Origin of the sequence: Virgibacillus sp. NKC19-16 (genome assembly GCF_021560035.1) — a bacterium.
Taxonomy (GTDB): Bacteria; Bacillota; Bacilli; order Bacillales; family Amphibacillaceae; genus Virgibacillus_L; species Virgibacillus_L salidurans.
In genome coordinates, this window is sequence record NZ_CP074373.1 from 1,021,673 (window position 1) to 1,040,741 (window position 19,069).

The 19,069-nt window shown below is 38.0% G+C and carries 22 protein-coding genes; 18 read left to right on the plus strand and 4 right to left on the minus strand.

The genetic code is table 11. From position 1 onward, the window contains the following. The first annotated feature begins 122 nt into the window (after positions 1-122). The 9 genes from KFZ58_RS05550 to KFZ58_RS05585 all read left to right on the plus strand — a co-directional run bounded on the left by KFZ58_RS05550 (position 123) and on the right by KFZ58_RS05585 (position 6,723). Complete coding sequence (locus tag KFZ58_RS05550; protein ID WP_235793816.1) at positions 123-428, plus strand: hypothetical protein; 306 nt, start codon at positions 123-125, stop codon at positions 426-428. Positions 429-449: 21 nt separating this feature from the next. Continuing rightward, positions 450-923, plus strand: coding sequence for a tetratricopeptide repeat protein (locus KFZ58_RS05555; protein ID WP_235793817.1), 474 nt, complete (start codon positions 450-452; stop codon positions 921-923). A 95-nt stretch (positions 924-1,018) separates the two neighbouring features. Beyond that, positions 1,019-1,123 carry a small protein YxzF gene (gene yxzF / locus KFZ58_RS19445; RefSeq protein ID WP_502654444.1) on the plus strand — a complete coding sequence of 35 codons (105 nt, stop codon included), beginning with the start codon at positions 1,019-1,021 and terminating at the stop codon, positions 1,121-1,123. Between the two features lie 54 nt (positions 1,124-1,177). Further along, positions 1,178-1,684, plus strand: coding sequence for a GNAT family N-acetyltransferase (locus KFZ58_RS05560; RefSeq protein ID WP_235793818.1), 507 nt, complete (start codon positions 1,178-1,180; stop codon positions 1,682-1,684). 13 nt (positions 1,685-1,697) lie between these two features. Next, positions 1,698-2,120 (plus strand): FosM family fosfomycin resistance protein, encoded by a 423-nt coding sequence (fosM, locus tag KFZ58_RS05565; RefSeq protein WP_235793819.1) that lies wholly within the window; start codon positions 1,698-1,700, stop codon positions 2,118-2,120. 430 nt (positions 2,121-2,550) lie between these two features. Beyond that, complete coding sequence (locus KFZ58_RS05570; RefSeq protein ID WP_235793820.1) at positions 2,551-3,363, plus strand: transporter substrate-binding domain-containing protein; 813 nt, start codon at positions 2,551-2,553, stop codon at positions 3,361-3,363. A gap of 126 nt (positions 3,364-3,489) precedes the next feature. Next, entirely contained in the window at positions 3,490-4,149 is a 660-nt protein-coding gene (locus tag KFZ58_RS05575; RefSeq protein WP_235793821.1) for an amino acid ABC transporter permease, read from the plus strand. Then, the gene (locus KFZ58_RS05580) at positions 4,146-4,868 is read left to right on the plus strand and encodes an amino acid ABC transporter ATP-binding protein (protein ID WP_235793822.1); all 723 of its coding nucleotides are present in this window, start codon (positions 4,146-4,148) and stop codon (positions 4,866-4,868) included. The genes KFZ58_RS05575 and KFZ58_RS05580 overlap by 4 nt, the downstream gene beginning before the upstream one ends. Positions 4,869-5,283: 415 nt before the next feature. Continuing rightward, entirely contained in the window at positions 5,284-6,723 is a 1,440-nt protein-coding gene (locus tag KFZ58_RS05585) for an MDR family MFS transporter (protein WP_235794671.1), read from the plus strand. A gap of 85 nt (positions 6,724-6,808) precedes the next feature. On the opposite strand, the gene asnB is transcribed toward KFZ58_RS05585, so the two are convergent. Next, positions 6,809-8,314: an asparagine synthase B gene (asnB, locus tag KFZ58_RS05590; protein ID WP_235793823.1), complete on the minus strand. Its 1,506-nt coding sequence runs from the start codon at positions 8,312-8,314 to the stop codon at positions 6,809-6,811. Positions 8,315-8,670: 356 nt separating this feature from the next. Between asnB and KFZ58_RS05595 the strand changes: the two genes are divergently transcribed. The 7 genes from KFZ58_RS05595 to KFZ58_RS05625 all read left to right on the plus strand — a co-directional run bounded on the left by KFZ58_RS05595 (position 8,671) and on the right by KFZ58_RS05625 (position 15,343). After that, positions 8,671-9,333: an ABC transporter permease gene (locus KFZ58_RS05595; RefSeq protein ID WP_235794672.1), complete on the plus strand. Its 663-nt coding sequence runs from the start codon at positions 8,671-8,673 to the stop codon at positions 9,331-9,333. 18 nt (positions 9,334-9,351) lie between these two features. After that, complete coding sequence (locus KFZ58_RS05600; protein ID WP_235793824.1) at positions 9,352-10,326, plus strand: ABC transporter ATP-binding protein; 975 nt, start codon at positions 9,352-9,354, stop codon at positions 10,324-10,326. Between the two features lie 15 nt (positions 10,327-10,341). Beyond that, positions 10,342-11,088 carry an ABC transporter permease gene (locus tag KFZ58_RS05605; protein WP_235793825.1) on the plus strand — a complete coding sequence of 249 codons (747 nt, stop codon included), beginning with the start codon at positions 10,342-10,344 and terminating at the stop codon, positions 11,086-11,088. Positions 11,089-11,101: 13 nt separating this feature from the next. Further along, a complete protein-coding gene (locus KFZ58_RS05610) occupies positions 11,102-12,001 on the plus strand; it encodes an ABC transporter substrate-binding protein (protein ID WP_235793826.1) in 900 nt (299 codons plus the stop codon). Positions 12,002-12,191: 190 nt separating this feature from the next. Next, a complete protein-coding gene (locus KFZ58_RS05615) occupies positions 12,192-13,169 on the plus strand; it encodes a ring-cleaving dioxygenase (RefSeq protein ID WP_235793827.1) in 978 nt (325 codons plus the stop codon). A gap of 153 nt (positions 13,170-13,322) precedes the next feature. Continuing rightward, positions 13,323-14,255, plus strand: coding sequence for an aldo/keto reductase (locus tag KFZ58_RS05620; RefSeq protein WP_235793828.1), 933 nt, complete (start codon positions 13,323-13,325; stop codon positions 14,253-14,255). Between the two features lie 155 nt (positions 14,256-14,410). After that, positions 14,411-15,343: an MBL fold metallo-hydrolase gene (locus KFZ58_RS05625; RefSeq protein WP_235793829.1), complete on the plus strand. Its 933-nt coding sequence runs from the start codon at positions 14,411-14,413 to the stop codon at positions 15,341-15,343. 69 nt (positions 15,344-15,412) lie between these two features. On the opposite strand, the gene KFZ58_RS05630 is transcribed toward KFZ58_RS05625, so the two are convergent. Both KFZ58_RS05630 and KFZ58_RS05635 read right to left on the minus strand, forming a co-directional pair. Then, positions 15,413-15,955, minus strand: a complete 543-nt coding sequence (locus KFZ58_RS05630) for a beta-class carbonic anhydrase (RefSeq protein WP_235794673.1) — start codon at positions 15,953-15,955, stop codon at positions 15,413-15,415. Positions 15,956-16,105: 150 nt separating this feature from the next. After that, positions 16,106-16,981, minus strand: coding sequence for a C40 family peptidase (locus KFZ58_RS05635; protein WP_235793830.1), 876 nt, complete (start codon positions 16,979-16,981; stop codon positions 16,106-16,108). A 215-nt stretch (positions 16,982-17,196) separates the two neighbouring features. Between KFZ58_RS05635 and KFZ58_RS05640 the strand changes: the two genes are divergently transcribed. Then, positions 17,197-18,018 carry a metallophosphoesterase gene (locus tag KFZ58_RS05640; RefSeq protein WP_370642441.1) on the plus strand — a complete coding sequence of 274 codons (822 nt, stop codon included), beginning with the start codon at positions 17,197-17,199 and terminating at the stop codon, positions 18,016-18,018. 29 nt (positions 18,019-18,047) lie between these two features. Here the strand turns inward: KFZ58_RS05640 and KFZ58_RS05645 are convergent, their stop codons facing one another. Then, positions 18,048-18,587: a DUF3267 domain-containing protein gene (locus KFZ58_RS05645; protein ID WP_235793831.1), complete on the minus strand. Its 540-nt coding sequence runs from the start codon at positions 18,585-18,587 to the stop codon at positions 18,048-18,050. Positions 18,588-18,801: 214 nt separating this feature from the next. On the opposite strand from KFZ58_RS05645, the gene KFZ58_RS05650 reads away from it, so the two are divergent. After that, positions 18,802-19,011, plus strand: a complete 210-nt coding sequence (locus tag KFZ58_RS05650) for a hypothetical protein (protein ID WP_235793832.1) — start codon at positions 18,802-18,804, stop codon at positions 19,009-19,011. Positions 19,012-19,069 lie beyond the last annotated feature (58 nt).

A 19,069-nucleotide genomic window follows, 5' to 3' on the forward strand; every position in this document is an offset into this window, starting at 1 on the left:
TTGGTGGCTGGGCTTTATCCCTTTTTGATAGAACTTACCAGTAAAGAAGAACTTCCATGGTAGGGCTTGGCTTACTGGATGTCAAAAGTGAAGAATTGTTACAAGTTTATGGAGGAAAAATCATGTTAAGAGTCCTACTGGAATTATTACGCATCATTTTTATATTTTTACTATTAGGCGGTCTACTATGGATTCTAATTGGTAATTTCTATCAATTTGATGATGTAGAAAATTATCAATGGTTTCCGGTTGTTGGCATTTACATTTTGCTTTTTGTGTTATACCGTAATAGATTGCAATTTTCTGGATGGTATGTTGGAAAAGGCAGAATGAAACTGTCAGCGAAAGTATCTAAGATGTTAATTGGAATAGCCGTCTTATTCTTGGTTGTCCCGTTTGTTATTCACGCTATTAATCTAAATTTATAAATAAAGAGAGGAGAATGTTATATGCTAAATAAAGCAAGGGAACTGATCGAAAATGAGGAATTTGAAAAGGCCCAGGAAATTTTACTTCCTATATTAAATAGTAATCCCGACAATGCAGAAGGTAATCATTACTTCGCTGAAACATTTGACAGGCAGGGTTTGGAAAGCGAAGCCATTCCATATTACGAAAATGCGCTTGCGAATAATATTGAAGGTGAACTTCGTGAAGCGGCTTATGTGCAACTGGGGAGCAGCTATAGATGTATTGGTGAATACGAGAAGGCAGAGGAAATTTTATCAAAAGGATTAGAGGAGTTCCCTGATAATTCGGCTATAAAAGCTTTTTTAGCCATGGTAATGTACAATTTGGGTAAGGAAAAAGCTGCTGTAACGATACTTTTGCAAACGCTTGCCGGATCATCGGATGATCCTTGGTTGAAAAATTATGAAAGAGCAATTAAATTTTATGCAGAAAAGTTGGATGAAACTTGGTAACACTAACTGCATTCAATTCCTGTTGTTTAAAATTTTCTATTTCATGGTAATATAAACATAGGAAAGTACAACCTAGTGCAATGGAGGAGACAACGATGGGTAAATTGCTAAGAAAAATTATAAAATATGGACCAATAATATATCCTTTTATAAGGAAGTTTTTGAATAAGCAGAAACAGAAGAAGAATAATAATCGATAGTAGAACGGGCTGGTGAATGATAACCAGCTTTTTCTTTTCAATAGGAGTGACTTCATGATAACCATTCAAAAAGCAACACCAGAGCATGCGGAGGGCATTGCAAGCGTTTGTATTGATAGTTACTGGGCGACTTACGATGAACTGCTTTCAAGTGAATACATAAACAGGATGATAAAAGAATTTTACACCCATGAAAGAATTATAAAGGAAGTTACAACAACCAGCAGACAATGGAATGGGTGGATTGTTGCTGTTGATGACGGGGAAGTTGTTGGTGCAGGTGCGGGCGGCATGATCAGTGAAAATCACGGAGAACTGTTTGTATTGTATTTGGATCCTGAGCGCAGAAAAGAGGGGATAGGGACCATGCTCCTTGACGCTGTTACTGAGGAATTAATGAAACACGGTGCCAAAGAGCAGTGGGTGAATGTGACAAAAGCGAATGATAAAGGAATCCCTTTTTATGAGGAGAAGGGGTTTCATTTTATCCATGAACAGGATGAATACGGCATTGTTGAAGGTGAGGATTTTAAGGCGCTGAGGTATCATAGGGTTCTTTAAGGGGTGCATCGTAGTGAAGGTACAGGGGATAAATCATCTACTTTTTTCTGTTTCAGATTTAGAAAAGTCGATTCACTTTTATCGAGATGTTTTTGATGCAAAACTTTTAGTGAAAGGGAAGACCACTGCTTATTTTGATCTTAATGGCTTGTGGCTTGCTTTGAATGAAGAAAGGGATATTCCACGCAATGAAATCTATCAGTCTTATACACATCTAGCATTTTCCATCGAAGAAAAATATTTTGATGCTATATATGAAAAACTAGTACGACTAAACGTGGCAATTTTATCAGGTCGACCAAGGGATGAGCGTGATAAAAAGTCGATTTATTTTACCGATCCGGATGGCCATAAATTTGAATTTCATACTGGAACATTCCAAGATCGGATTGATTATTATAAGGCGGAAAAGCCACATATGGAATTTTTTGATTGATACCTGGATAGATAGAGTGAAGAAAGACTTATCCATTAAAACTTGGAGATTGTGTAACTAAGTTACCGTTGAGCTAGCAAAGTGGTGCGAAAACGCTTCCTTAAGATTATGTTCTTGAGGAAGCGTTTTTTATTAAAAAAGGAAGAGGATATAAAAGCAAAAAGAGAATTGATTTGACACGATTCGACAAATTACGGGGCGTGCCAGGCACTGCATGGAGTTAAAAAGCATTTCGGAGTTATCTCTATTATATGGATGGAATAAGCTTTATATATAGCTTGAGGGTTATTAAAGACGTGATTATTCCGTAAAATGCCTTAAAAATCTATTTTCTTAAAATTTAAATCTTTGGTATTATTAGATTGATAGTTGAATTAGATGAATGGTTTGATGAATCAGCACTTTTTAACAACTTAAGGGGGTAATTGCAGTGAAAATAGGTAAATGGAGAGTACAGGTTACTATATTATTAACACTAGCGCTTATATTTGTTCTGGCAGCTTGTGGGACTGGCAGTAATGCCGGTGGTGATAATGCAGAAGGAAGCGATGGAGAAGAAAGCGAATTAGAAGATACATATACCGTCGTATCAGATAACGCCTTTGTGCCTTTTGAATTTATGGAAGATGGAGAACTTGTTGGGTTTGATATCGATCTCATTAATGCCATTGCTGACGAGGCGGGATTCGAAATTGAGATAGAAACTACCAATTTTGACGGTATCATTCCAGGATTACAGACGGGTCAATTTGATATTGCTATTGCAGGCATTGGTATAACGGAGGACAGAAAAGAAGTAATTGATTACAGTGATCCATACTTTGAATCCGGTTTGGCGATCGGAGTACCTGCAGACAATGAAGATATTCAAGGTATTGAAGACTTGGAAGGAAAGACAATTGCAACCCGTCTAGGTTCAACAAGCTCCGCCTACATTGATGAGAACATTGAGGGAGCAGAAGCCAATGAATATGAACAATTGGATCAGGCGTATTTGTCAGTAGAAAATGGTAGTTCAGATGCTGTTCTATATGATGATCCAAACGTCCGGTACTATATTCAAACATCAGAAGAGGATAACTTAAAAATGGTTGGTGATCTGTATCAAGCGGAGGATTATGGTATTGCTATTACTCAAGGCAATCCAGAATTAGTAGAAGCTATCAACGAAGCTTTAGCAACATTGCGTGAAGACGGAACATACGATGAACTTTATGAAAAATGGTTTGGATCTGCAGAATAAATCGTACAAATACAGCTATATACAACAACTAGAGGTATCCTTCATCTAAAATAACGAACAAGCTAAGGCTTATCTCCAAATTTATAGGTAAGCCTTAGCTTTATTTTCAATAAGAGGTGAGAAATCATGGGAAATTTTAATTGGGCAGGTGTAATTGATTTTCTGCCACAATTAGGAACGGGTCTGTACTACACACTGTTAATATCAGTTGTCGGACTAATAATCGGCTTTATTTTAGGAGCTATTTTTGGACTTGGCCGGATTTCCAATAATAAGATTGTTTACGGTATAGCTAGTGTATATATTGAAGTAGTGCGGGGCACCCCTGTACTGGTACAAGCAATTTGGATATTCTTTGCTCTACCGTTAATTACTCAATATAATATGGAATCCGTTACTGCAGGTATCGTAGTGATTGCGATGAACTCGGGAGCTTACATTGCTGAAATTGTACGTGGTGCAGTACAGTCTGTTGATAAAGGGCAGATGGAAGCGGGGCGTTCGCTTGGTTTGGATCAGCGGCAGACGATGCGTCATATCATTTGGCCGCAAGCATTTAAACGGATGATTCCGCCACTGGGGAACCAGTTTATTATAAGTATAAAAGACACCTCGCTGTTATCTGTCATTCTTGTTCCGGAGCTTATGTTCCAGGGAAGAAACATAGCAGCAAATCATTTTAACGCAGTTGAAATTTACACAGCAGTGGCCGTATTTTATCTTGCTATTACATTAACCTTATCCCTTGTCTTAAGGGTTGTAGAAAGAAGGTTGGATATCCAGTGATTAAAGTACAGAATTTATACAAAAAATTTGGAAACAACGAAGTGTTGAAAGATATTAATTGCCAGATTGAGCCATCGGAAGTTGTTTGTGTAATCGGCCCAAGTGGATCCGGAAAAAGTACGTTTCTTCGTTGTTTAAATATGCTGGAAACGATTACGAGTGGAGACGTGATTGTAGACGGAGAGAATTTAAGAGATCCCCAAACCAATATAAATATGATCCGCGCAGAGGTAGGTATGGTGTTTCAGCAGTTCAACTTATTTCCGCATAAAAAAGTAATTGAAAATATTATGCTCGCTCCACAAAAGGTTCGTAAATTAAGTAGTGAAGAAGCACGTGAACGTGGAGAAAAACTGCTCGAAAAAGTCGGCTTGGCTGATAAAGCTGATCAATACCCTAACCAGCTTTCAGGAGGACAGCAACAGCGTGTTGCTATTGCACGAGCGCTTGCCATGGAGCCTAAAATGATGCTGTTTGACGAACCAACCTCAGCTTTGGATCCTGAACTGATTGGGGAGGTACTTGAAGTAATGAAACAGCTAGCAAACGAAGGGATGACAATGTTTGTCGTAACACATGAAATGGGCTTTGCCAGGGAAGTAGGCGACCGTGTCCTGTTTATGGATGAGGGAACTATTGTTGAAGAAGGAAAACCGGAACAATTATTTACAAATCCACAATCAGAACGAACAAAAGAATTTTTAAATAAGATTTTATAAATCCTAGATATCACTCATGTAAAAGGGAAGTGTACACCCAAACGTTTTCCTTTTACATGGAACACGATTCGACAAAATCCGAGGCGTGCGTACCCCTTTATGTTAGCCAGTTGAATGAAAGGCATGAAGCTCATTAAAAGAAGGGATATTCCTATTACCACTAGCAGACGATATGAAAAACGAACCTTAACGTCAACCTTGTTTTTTCGTGTATATGAAAACTTATCTGCTACCTATGAAATCACGTCCATATTTATAAAACATCCTTCTTCCATTCTATAAATTCGTGTGTTATTATATCCTATTGTACCCGACGCAATAATCATAACTATGGATGATTTTTACCCTATAGAGAATGCTGATAATAGTGTCGGTAAAACAGATCTTTATCATGAAGAAAGAAGGAAAAATTAAAATGGCTACAAACGAAACCCCACAATCAGCTGGGTCTACGATCAACAGAGTACCACTCATGCTTGTATTAATTTCAGGTGCTTTTGTTGCTATTTTGAATCAGACCCTTTTAGGTACGGCGCTGCCTCATATTATGGCTGATTTGAATTTGGACGCAAACACTGCCCAATGGCTTCAGTCTGTTTTTATGCTTGTTAACGGAATTATGATCCCCGTCACAGCTTTTTTGATTGAACGTTTCACAACAAGGGGACTCTTTCTCACGGCGATGGGTCTTTTCGGTGTGGGTACATTGGTTTGTGCTATTGCTCCAGGGTTTTCAGTATTAATGGCAGGAAGAGTTCTTCAAGCTTCTGGCGCAGGGATTATTATGCCCCTGATGCAGACGATCATGTTTCTCGTCTTTCCTATTGAAAAGCGGGGAACAGCGATGGGACTATTTGGCTTAGTAATCGCATTTGCTCCAGCTATAGGCCCAACTCTTTCAGGGTGGCTTGTGGAGCATTTTCCATGGAGAAGCTTATTTTATGTGATTATGCCAATCGTTATCATTGACGTAATTGTTGCTTATTTCATACTCAAAAATGTTACAAAACGGACCTTTCCAAAAGTTGACGTCTTATCGATTATCCTTTCCAGTTTTGGGTTTGGTGGTATATTATACGCATTCAGTACCGCTGGTAATAGTGGATGGGCCAGCTGGCAAGTTTCTATCTCCATGATTGTTGGAGCCATTACTCTTACTTGGTTTATATTGAGGCAGTTGAAATTAAAACAACCAATACTTGAATTTAGGATATTTAAATATAAAGTATTCACTTTAACAACAGCGCTTGGTATGATTGTATTTATGGCCATGATCGGAGCAGCGGTTGTACTACCGTTACTTATGCAAAATATGCTCGGATTTACAGCAATGGAGTCAGGGCTGGCATTGATGCCGGGTGCGATTGTAATGGGACTTATGAATCCTATTACAGGGAGACTCTTTGATAAATTCGGTGCCAGGTGGCTGTCGATTATTGGGCTATCCATCCTAACCGTAACAACATTCATGTTTACGAATTTATCTGAGCAGACTACATTTAATTATATTGCGATAGTCAATGCTGTAAGGATGCTCGGGGTGGCTATGGTTATGATGCCGGTAACTACAGCAGGATTAAATCAGCTACCGGAAAGCTTAATACCACACGGGACAGCGATGAATAATACGATGCGCCAAGTCGCAGGTGCAGTTGGAACGGCCTTGCTTGTAACGGTCATGACAACAGGCGCGATACCGGATGAGGGCCTGAACGGGATGATACATGGTGTGAACGTCTCCTTTATTGTTGCAGGGATTACCGCTATTATTGGTCTCGTGTTATCCTTCTTTATTAAATACACCCGCCCTGGAGCGGATGATTCCACACAGATAAAATCAAGGTGGAGCAGATAAGAGTCGAAAAAAACGATCACTAATAAAGTGATCGTTTTTAACATTATTCGACAAAATACGGGGCGTGACAGGCACTGTTCGGTTTTTAGCTTGTAGCCCAGTGTCCAACGGTGGAAAGAACAGAGCTCTGAGGGAAATATTCTTTGAAAATGTTATAGTACAACAGTTCCTGTTTGGAACGAACCCAATCATTTTCCGAATTTGCCTCTTCTAGTTCTTGATCGCTATATTGACTTTCAGCATAACTCTCCAGAATATTAAGAGCTCCGCTTCCCTCGGAAAATTCTGCTTTATCTCTCCAGATAATATTGTCTTCTAACCTTCCGTCATAAGCGTTGCGTAAGATCCATTTCTCCACCTTGCCATCCTTTAGTTTCAAGTCTGCCGGGATCTTCAAAGCATAATCAATCACTTCTAAATCAAGAAACGGTACACGAAGTTCCACAGAGTGAGCCATACTCATCCGGTCTGATCTTTGTAAGCTAATGTTGTGTAGGGTGTTAATGATGCGAACCAATTCTTCATTTAATTTCTGTGTGTTTTTTATCCCTTTCAGGTAGCTATAGCCGGAAAATAATTCATCGGCTCCTTCTCCTGACAGAATTACTTTCACATGTTCAGCTGCTAATTTTGATACGAAAAAGCTTGGAATAGCACTGCGGACAAGCGAAGAATCGTAGGACTCGAGGTGATAAATTACTTCGGGCAAATGGTCAATTAATTCTTGCTCCGTAAAAATGTATTCATAGTGATCAGTTCCGATTTCTTCAGCCACTTCACGTGCTCGAATCACATCTTCACTATTTTCACTGCCTACGCAAAATGATTTCATTGGTTGATTCATTTTGCTTTGTTCTTGAGCAAGCAAGGCAATCAAACTACTATCAAGCCCACCGCTTAGCAATAGACCAACTTCAACATCCGCTATCAAACTTTTCTGCACTGCACGGTCCAGTTGATCACGAATGCCGCCCATTATTTCTGATACTTTATTTTCAGAAAAAAGATGTTCAGCATCAGGCTGATGGATATGCCGATAAGCGATAAATCCTTCCTCAGGGGTATAATAATGCCCAGGAGGAAATTCATGTACATCCTCGGTTACAAGGTATAAGGTTTTTAATTCAGAGGCAAATACCATATTCCCCTCTTTATCATTACCGTAGTATAATGGCTTGATGCCCAGTGTATCTCTGGCAGCCATGAATGTATTCTGTTCTGTGTCTACAATCACGAATGCAAACATGCCATCTAAATGTTTGACCGCTTGAGCGCCTTGTGCCTCATACAACTTCAATAGGACTTCACTATCTGATTTTGTTAAAAATGTAGTTGCTTCACGAAGTTGTTTTTTCAAATCTTGGTAGTTGAAAATCTCTCCATCTACGACAATCCACTTTGTCTTATTTTCATTTGAAATAGGTTGTTTCCTCTCATTCACGCCTACAATAGACAGCTGTTGGTGTCCTAAATGAAAGGAATCTAATAATGTATCGCCACCTTTATCAGGACCACGATGTTTCATCGAGTGTAAAACGTGGTTCATTTTTTCATCATCAATACTTCCAGTCATAGCAAATATGCCACTCATGGTAAAAGTCACCTCTTCATTTATTTTTTATCCTTATTTTCACTGAATTTTTGGTATATAAGTATAAATAGGGACAATGATGTCACTATCGAATCTGCATACCAAATTAGTATAGGCGAAAAGACTATTTAATTCAATCAATCACGATTCGCTTTGCAGATTATACTATTTCAAAAATCAATATATTTATTGAAAAAACGACGTTTATCTTCAAATTCCTACAGTTTATACACTTAAAACTGTATAAACTTTATTTGTAAAATGAATGAAACATTGATACTATTAAAAAGTTAACTGCTTTTTGATGCCTCTCCACAATTAATTAGATAGAAATGACGTTTAGTTAAAAATTGAAAATGGAGGTGTTTGCGATTATTGATTTTCTTAGTTATTTCTCTGCTAACTACAATCAGGTACTTGAGTACACAGTAGAGCATATTCAGTTAGTTGGTCTTGCAATTCTTATTTCTATTTTGATAGGGGTACCACTCGGTATCTATTTAACTACCAACGAAGATTTAGCTGAAACCGTACTTCAAATTACATCGATAATCATGACCATACCTAGTATTGCTCTATTTGGTATCATGATTCCAATCCTATCGATAATTGGGCAAGGTATTGGATTTGTACCAGCGTTAATAGCACTTGTCCTATACTCGCAATTACCGATTGTTCGTAATACATACACTGGCATTAATGATGTGGATCCGAACATCCGTGATGCGGCAAAAGGCATCGGCATGACCACCGTACAAAGATTGTTAAAAGTAGAAATCCCAAATGCAATGCCACTTATTATGGCTGGGGTTAGAACGGCAACAGTCTTAAATATTGGCATTGGTGCGATTGCGGCATACATTGGCGCAGGGGGGCTTGGATCTTTAATCAACCAAGGTATCTCCAGATCTAATAATACAATGGTACTTGTCGGGGCAGTAGTTGTATCGGTTTTAGCGATTATCGTCGATCTATTATTAAAGTATATCCAAAAGAAATTTACCCCAAAAGGGAATTAGTTAAAGACAGGTGATAAGGTGATAGAATTTAAGAATGTTTCTAAAAGCTATAAAGGAGAAGTCAAAGCAGTAGATGATGTGAGTTTTAATGTAGAAAATGGAGAATTCGTTATCTTAATTGGTCCTTCAGGATGCGGAAAAACGACATTACTACGGATGGTAAATCAATTAGAGGGTATTACTGAAGGCGAAATTAATCTCAATAATCAGCGTGTACAAGATTTAAATGAAATTGAGATGCGTCGTAAGATTGGCTATGTTATTCAAAGTAATGGTTTGTTTCCCAATATGACAATTGAAAAAAATGTAATGATTGTTCCCGATTTATTGGGATGGGACAGGAAAAAGAAACATGATCGGTTTAATTATTTAATGGATCTCATTGGAATGAATCCGGATGAGTTTCGGAAGAGATATCCACATGAACTATCGGGTGGCCAACAACAAAGAATTGGGGTAGTTCGTGCGCTTGCTGCAGACCCGCCTGTTATGTTAATGGACGAGCCATTTGGAGCGCTTGATCCGATCATGCGTAATAAATTACAAGAAGAATTCTTGCAAATTCAAAGAGAAGTGAATAAGACAATTCTGTTTGTAAGTCATGATATCGATGAGGCAGTAAAAATGGGAGATAAAATTGCCTTGCTTCGTGATGGCAGAGTTATGCAATTTGACCGTCCAGCGGAGATATTAAATCATCCTAAAAATGATTTTGTTTCACAATTTGTTGGTCAGGATCGTGTGCTGAAAAGTACAAGCTTATATACTGTAAAGCAATTGTATGAAAGCTTACCTTTAAATCCATATGATGAATCGACTGGTATAAAAACGGTTAGTGAAAACACGTCAATTAGAATTGTAATTTCTATGTTGCTAAATCAGGAAGCAGATCAGTTAGTTGTTGAAGATGAACAAGGGAACAGAAAGGGAAGTTTGACGCTCGATCTCATCGAAAAGTTTCTTCATGCGGAAGTGAGAGGAACTTCAAATTGATAGGAGGGCGACAGTATGACTAAAAATAAATTAATCAGTTTAATTGTTAAGATAGTATTTTGGGTTCTCCTCATCGTATTCTTCTCATGGACGATTATGAATGATATGTTTAGTCCTATTTATGAAAACCCGGGGGAGTTCTCTAAGTTATTAGGGGAGCATATTCTGATTGTGTTAATATCCGGTTCACTTGCCATCCTTACTTCTATACCACTTGGTATATTACTTACCAGACCTAAATTTCGAAAAGCTGAATTTTTGGTGGTGAATTTTGCAAACCTTGGACAAACCGTTCCAAGTCTAGCAATCCTTGCCTTAGCTATGGGTTTTCTTGGAATAGGAATGAATGCGGCAATTGTAGCACTATATGTATATTCACTACTTCCAATCTTACAAAATACAATAGCCGGAATTAATTCAGTGGATAATGATAAAAAGGATGCAGCTCGAGGAATGGGGCTTACGAATACACAAATCCTTTGGAAGATTGAGCTGCCTAATGCGGCTTATTCCATTATCGCTGGTGTTCGTACAGCAATTGTTATGAATATCGGTACAGCAGCACTTGCCTATCTCATAGGAGGTGGTGGCTTTGGAGTATGGATTTTCACAGGAATTCAACTCTTTGACAATGCCTATTTGATCTCAGGAGCAGTGCCAGTGTCCATTCTTGCAATCCTGGTAGACTATTTTTTCAGAGGGATGCAACATGCATTAGTTCCAAAAGGATTACGATTAGCTAGACAGTCAGTTAAATCATAAGGGGGAATATATAATGAAGAAAATACTTTTTTTATGTATAACATTTGTATTGATCGTTGTTTTAGCTGCTTGTGGTGGAAACGACAAAGAAATAACAGTAGGATCTAAGACATTCACAGAGCAATATCTATTCGCTAAAATGTCTTCACTCCTATTAGAGGAAGAAGGATTCACAGTAAATGAAACCACTGACCTCGGGAGTACAGCACTAAGACAAGCTTTAGAAAATAACCAAGTTGATCTCACATGGGACTATGTTGGAACTGGACTGGTCACGTATTTAGGTGAAGATCCGATGGTTGATCCTCAGGAAGCATTTGATCGATTAAATGAAATTGATCAAGCAGAAAATGACATTGTCTGGACAAATTTAAATGAAGTTGATAATACGTATACATTAATGATGCGCGAAGACCATGCTACGGAATTAGGAATTAGTACCATAAGTGATCTGGCGGATTATATCAATAATAACCCAGGCGAGCTTTCAATGGCTACAAACGCAGAGTTTGCTAATCGTGAAGATGGCCTGCCAGGTGTAGAAGAGGCCTATGGGTTTGAATTTGCAAATGAAAATGTGAGAGAAATGGAAACAGGACTTACCTATAATGCATTACGAGACGGGGAGGTAGATGTGGCTGTTGGTTTTGCTACTGATGGTCGTATCGATGCATTTGGCTTCGTTAATTTAGAGGATGACCTACCATTCTTCCCTTCATATAATGCAGCAGCTGCAATGACAGCTGAAACATATGAAGAATATCCGGAAATAGAGGAAATCTTTGCACCATTAGATGATTTGTTGACAAGTGAAGTAATGCGAGGTTTAAATTATGAAGTTGACATTGAAGAAAGAAGTGTAGATGAAGTAGCGCGCGAATTTTTAGTAGAAAATGGTTTAATTGAGGAATAATTAAAAAGGATAGTGTCCGTTATGTGGGCACTGTCTTTTTTATTTTGTATAGGGGCTCCTAAGCTTCTCCAACTATTATACTTACTTTTTGACAGTTTCCCTTACCTATGATACATTTACATTTAATTAAAGATAACTTAATTAAGTTTAAAATAGTCAACTAACTGCAAAATGAATTGGAGGAATCTAAATGAACGAACTAAAAGGAATACACCATGTCACAGCTATTACAAGCAGTGCGGAAAAGAATTATGAGTTTTTCACTTATGTACTTGGCATGCGATTAGTGAAGAAAACAGTGAATCAGGATGATATTCAGACATATCATTTATTTTTTGCGGATGATGCAGGTAATCCGGGTACAGATATGACGTTTTTTGACTTTCCTGGCATTCCAAAAGGCCAGCATGGAACAAATGAAATTTATAAGTCTTCTTTCCGTGTACCGAGCGACGGAGCACTGGATTATTGGGTGAAGCGTTTTGACCGTTTGGAAGTAAAACATACCGGGATTAAAAAACAATTTGGTACGAAGACACTTTCCTTTGTGGATTTTGATGACCAGCAGTATCAATTAATATCAGATGAAAACAATGAAGGTGTTGCAGCAGGGATTCCTTGGCAAGATGGTCCGATACCATTAGAATATGCGATCACAGGACTGGGGCCGATTTTTGTCCTTGTTGCTAACTTTGATTATTTTAAAGAAGTGATGGAGAAAGTACTATTATTTAAGGAAATAGATAAAGAAGGCTCTTTCCATTTATTTGAAGTTGGTGAGGGAGGAAATGGTGCGCGCGTCGTTGTCGAATATAATACAGTTCTTCCTCAAGCAAGACAAGGCTTTGGTACCGTTCATCATGCCGCGTTCCGTGTGGAAGATCGCTCCGTGTTGGAAGAATGGATTAAACGTATGCAAGAATTCCGTTTCCCGACATCCGGTTATGTGAATCGCCACTATTTCGAATCATTATACGCCAATGTTGCACCACAGATTTTATTCGAATTTGCAACAGACGGCCCAGGCTTTATGGGTGATGAACCGTATGAAACGCTAGGTGAAAAATTAGCGTTACCTTCAATGCTTGAAGCCCAACGGGATGAAATTGAAAAACTAGTTCGGCCGATTGATACAGTGAGAAGTACGAAAGAATTTACGAAAGAATAATAAAGGGCATGATAAAAAGGGCGTTTTCCTTAATGGTAGGGAGAGCGTCTTTTTATGAAGAAACAAGCATCTTACTTGTATAAAATATCCAAATTGATTACGATTAAACTAATAAATTCAACTATTTTCAAGTTTTCAAGGAGGCCTTTTATTATGGTTAAAAAAGTAAAAATTGGTAAGTCAGATTTATATGTGAACCCGATTGGGTTAGGAACCAATTATATTGGCGGTCATAACCTTTATCCAGGTACAGATGACAATGCAGGAAAACAGTTAGTAAAGGATGCTATAAATGCTGGTGTAGATTACCTTGATACAGCATACCTCTATGGCCCTGGAAGATCTGAAGAATTAATCGGGGAAGCATTAAAGGAATCTGGTAAAAGAGAAGATATTGTTATTGCGACAAAAGGATCCGTTAAATTCGAAGGTCAGGACATGCAAAACGATAACTCGCCCGCCTTCTTAAAGCAAGCTGTAGAAGATAGTTTGAAGCGACTGCAAACGGATTACATCGATCTATTCTATATCCATTATTCCGATAATCAAACACCAAAAGATGAAGCGGTTGGTGCTTTAAAAGAATTAAAAGATGAAGGGAAAATTAAATCAATCGGTGTATCCAACTTTACCATTGATGAGTTAAAAGAAGCTAACAAAGACGGCTATGTCGATGTTTACCAAGGAGAATACAACCTCCTGAATCGCTCAGCAGAGGAAGAGTTACTCCCGTTTACAGCAGAAAATAATATTTCCTTTGTGCCATTCTTTCCATTTGCTTCAGGCTTGTTAACCGGTAAATATACGAAAGATGCAACCTTTAACGACTTACGTGCACAGATGCCACATTTTCAGGGGGAAGAATTAGAAAAGAACCTGGAAAAAGTAGAAAAACTACGTGAAATAGCAAATGTTAAGCAGGCAGAAATTCCTCATGTTGTCCTAGCATGGTACTTAACACGCGATTCCATTGACACTGTTATCCCTGGTGCGAAAAAACTGGAACAAGTGAAAAGCAATTTTAAAGCATTGGACGTTCAATTAACCGATAGTGAAGTTCAGCAAATTGGCCGTATTTTTTCATAGAAAAAGGTTAGAAGCTGCATGATTGTATGCAGCTTTGATTTTATTAATTTTGGAAACGCAAAGACCCAATCATCCCACGAGTTCTCCTTCTTGCATTTAAAATAACTAACTGTAAAATGTAATTAATTCGATATGATTAAAAAGGGGAAAGTTTCGTGTTAGAAAAAATCAGAGAGAATATTTATAAAGTCAACATCCGTTTTTCTTCTTCCGGGATGCAGGAAGTAAATTGCTATCTGTTCAAAGGAGAACAAGGTTACACGGTGATCGATACAGGTCTCTATTCAAAAGAGGCATTTGAAGTATGGAGGCGTGTTTTAGAGACTGGAATTGTTGTGGAAAAAGTAGTATTAACACATACGCATCAGGATCATATAGGTCTTGCAAAATGGTTTCAGGATAATGTTGGCGTACCTGTGTATACATCGAATCTCGGCTATAAGGAAATGCAAAAAAACAGGGAAACCAATGTCAGGGATAAGATAAAAAGATTAGTAGTTAAACATGGAGGGTACGAGCTTCCAACAAATAGTGAGGATGGATCCTTTATTTACGATTTCGAACCTGATGGATTTTTTGAAAAAAACCGGGAGATTTTGCTGGGAGATGAATTATATGAAGCGATATGGACGCCAGGACACGCGCCAGATCATTTTTGCTTTTATAACAAATCGAATAAAGTGATGATCGTTGGTGATCATCTATTAAAGGATATTTCTCCAGTTATTGGTTTATGGACAGGGGAGGAAGCTAATCCTGTTGAAGATTACTACCATTCATTGGAGCTGATTGCGAATTGCCCAACAAATATCGCATTGCCAGGGCACGGGGAATCTATTTTTGAGTTAAACAAGCGTGTGGCTGAAACAAAGAGTAGACATGCCTCCCGATTGCAGCAGGTTTTGGAGGGTGTGGAAAACGAACGTAAAACGGCCCATCAGGTGTGTGAGGAAATATATGGAAATTTAGAAAGTGCGTTATATGTGAGTCAACTGATGGCCACCATAACAAGATTGATTTATTTAGAATCCGTTGGTAAAGTTAAGCGGGTAGAAGAAGAAGGAATCGTGATGTTTCAAGCGATATAAGTGAAATACCACCAGTGAGGATGTTGATCCTCGCTGGTGGCTATAGTTGTGATTTATTTTACGCTACAATCATTTTTCGTCTTTCGTAACAACATCTACTTTTCCTGTTCCCGGGTCAATAGCTAATCCGTGGACTTTAATTTCTTTTGGTAAAAGTGGATGATCGCGAATGATAGATACACTTTGCGATACAGATTCTTCAACTGTATCGAATCCACGAAATTCTGCGTGTAAATCTATTCCGCTATGTGTAAGTGTTTGTATGGTTTCTTCTGTAATCCCGCGTTCTTTCATGCCTTTTGTTAGTGCATCTGTATCAACATGGGACATACCACAATCATGATGGCCAATGACGACAACTTCATCTGCCTTTAAATTAAATATGGCAACAAGAATACTTTTCATAATACTATCAAATGGGTCACGGATGATGGCGCCAGCATTTTTAACCATCTTCACATCACCATTTTGGATGTTTAAAGCTTTTGGCAGTAATTCGACTAAACGTGAATCCATACAGGTAAATACAACCATTCGCTTATTCGGATAGGTATCTGTTTCATATGTCTCGTAATTTTTCCCTGCTACAAATTCTTTATTGTATTCTAGCATTTCTTCTAAGTGCACCTGAGTCAGCTCCTTTATGAATGTTTTCTAATAAAACTATAACAGTTTTTGGCTATTTTGTGTAATTAGATGGGTTTTAACATAAAAAATAGAAGGAAAAGCTTCGAAGCTATTCCTTCTATATAAAACGTGTAGTTAGTCAAAAGATTTTGCGCCAATGTAACGGTCTTGCCAATAATCATAGCTCATAGTTGTTTGTTCTACACCAGTCTCTGCAGTACCAGCATGGATCATTTGGCCGTTTCCAAGATAGATTCCGCTATGAGAGACGCCACCTTGATAGGTATCCGCGAAAAATACAACATCTCCGGGACTTGGATTTTCTACATGTGTACCATTATTAGCCCACATAGCCGCATGCGTTCTGTCCAAATCTATACCTGCTTGTGCGAATGTATAATTGATAAAGCCACTGCTGTCAAAACCTGTTGCAGGATCGGTCCCGCCCCATGAGTAGGGAGTACCTACTAAGCTTTGTGCAATAGAAACAACATCAGATTCAGAAGAAGCAACGTCGGATTCAGAGGTGGTAGATATTGTCATTGTATCTACTGCTTGGTCAGGCTCTTCTTCAGTTGTTGAATTATCATTGATAGAAGCAGGTGCAGTGTTTACTGACAGTGCTTCCGACGTTTCTGGCCCTACTATCCCATCAACTAAAAGGTCGTTATCTGCCTGGAAATTTCTTACTGCTCCATCTGTGTTCGGACCAAAGATCGCATCCTCACTCAGATTATAGCCCTGATCATTTAATTCTTCTTGCACATCTCTAACAGAGTCTCCACGATCTCCTGATGATATTAAATTATTATTAACTTCCGTAGTTTCCTCTGTCTCCTGTATATCAACCTGTTCAACTTGTTCATTTACCGGCTCATTATTTTGACTTGCTTCCTCACTTGGACCGCCATAAGCAAAAACACTTCCGGACAGAATCGGTGTAAAGACGAGTGATGTTATTATAGCGGTTGAAACTATATACTTCCTTACTGAGTGATTACCTTTTAACATTATGTAGCCTCCTCATTTGATGTCTATCATAACTATTATTCTAGCAAATAAAATAGGATTTTAGGTTATAGGGAGGAAACAAATAGGTTACAAATTATTACAAAATGTGACAAAAGGTAATCTTGTGTTCGACGGTAATTTAATTATATATCTTTAATAAATAATTTTACTAAATAATGATACAATGGGCGTAGGATATAAAATATCTATAGGTGGTGCACATTTTGAAAAAATGGCTTACCCCTCTTATTTTTGGTGTAATAGTTATCGCTTTTTTATCTAAAGTCTATATCGATACAAACTATTTCAAAGTTAATAGAGTGGCATTTCACAGCAATAAAGTGCAAGGCGAATTTAACATTTTGCAAATCAGTGACCTACATAATAAAATTTTTGGGGATAACAATGAGAAACTGGTAGAAACGGTAGAAAACTTAAATGCCGACATTGTTATATTAACAGGCGACCTTGTCGATAGAAATACGAATGAATTGGATCATATTTTTAATCTTATCGAAAATATTACCGCCATCCATGAAGATGTCTATTTTGTTTCAGGGAATCATGAGTGGGGGAATGCGCATTACGGAGAACTTCTAAATGGTCTTCAGGAGCGAAACGTTACTATTTTGGATAATAAAAATGAGCAAATCACGGCAAATCAGACAACACTTAACATCGTTGGGGTCGATGATTCCTCAACAAATCATGAAAATATAGAAGCAGCATTTGCTGGTATTAACGAAGAGCACTATACTATACTGCTATCCCATTCCCCAGGCATAATCGAAAAATACGATTCCATACCGGCAGACTTGATTTTAAGTGGTCACACACATGGGGGGCAAGTGAGAATTCCCTTTATTGGGGCATTAATTGCTCCCGGCCAAGGGCTTTTTCCGAGTTTGGAAAAAGGTACATATCAACTCAAGCCGAACCAACATCTTTATATTGACAGTGGGCTGGGGACGAGTGTTGCACCAATCCGATTTCTCAATCAGAGCCAGTTGAGCTTGATTAGGGTTGGTGATAAGTGATTCGTTCGATTAAGTAAATGATATAGGTATTAAACATCAACAAATAACTTAATCCCGACCGGAGTATCTTCGCAGTGTGTAATTGTTGGATTTTTAATCATTTCATAAATATACCAAAAGTCACCAGCACAGGACGATGTATGTAAAATGAATACGCTCCATATGATAGTGCCATCCACTCCAAACAGGAACAGTAGGAAGAACAACAGACTATTTAAAACAAAAGGAGCCAGAGCAATGGTGGAAAATTGACGTTTCGTGTAAAATACCCCAGGGTTTGACGCATAAAGCATCCCTTTTTCAAAACCATACTTAATTGTTCCCGATTCGGAAAAAGCCTTAAAAAATATTCCGTGAAATAACTCGTGTATAGGTAAGGAAATAAGTAATATACCCATTATCCAAATGAGATTAGAAATAGAAAAAGACAGATGAACTTCACCGATTAAGATCAGGTGGGCTAATAAAACGACTGCTATAGTAACCACGAGAAGTGCTAAACTGAAAAGATTAATCTTATAGTATAACTTTTTATCTTCCAGGACGTTTAATTCTTTAAATAATTGCATATATATCTCCTAAATCTGTGATTTTATTGAGAGAGTATTTCTACAAAAATTCTATCATATCCTAGTTTTTATTGCTATTGCTTTTGATATTTCAACAAGCGATGAAAACTCCAGAAAAACAGTTTGATGAGATTGCTTTTGGTAATGTAAATCTTCATTCATGAAAAAGCCTCTTTTGCGCAAAATAATAAGGAAACGGAATGGAGGTTTTTTCATGAAGAAAAATAATGAGACCAGTGGTAAATACACGGTTGCAGGAACAGATATTGAGGCAATCAAAGAACAAAGTCGCCGTTCTGGGCTGTCATATAATGAAGCAAAGGAATTCATTGCTAGAACAACAGGGGGCAGTGGTACGAATATCTATAGTGATACCGATGTAGAAGAGGTTAAAAGGAAAAATCAGCAATCCTGGGATAATTAATAAAAGGGTATCGGGTGATTGTGGCGTGTCCATTGTAATGGAAAATATAGGGACGTTC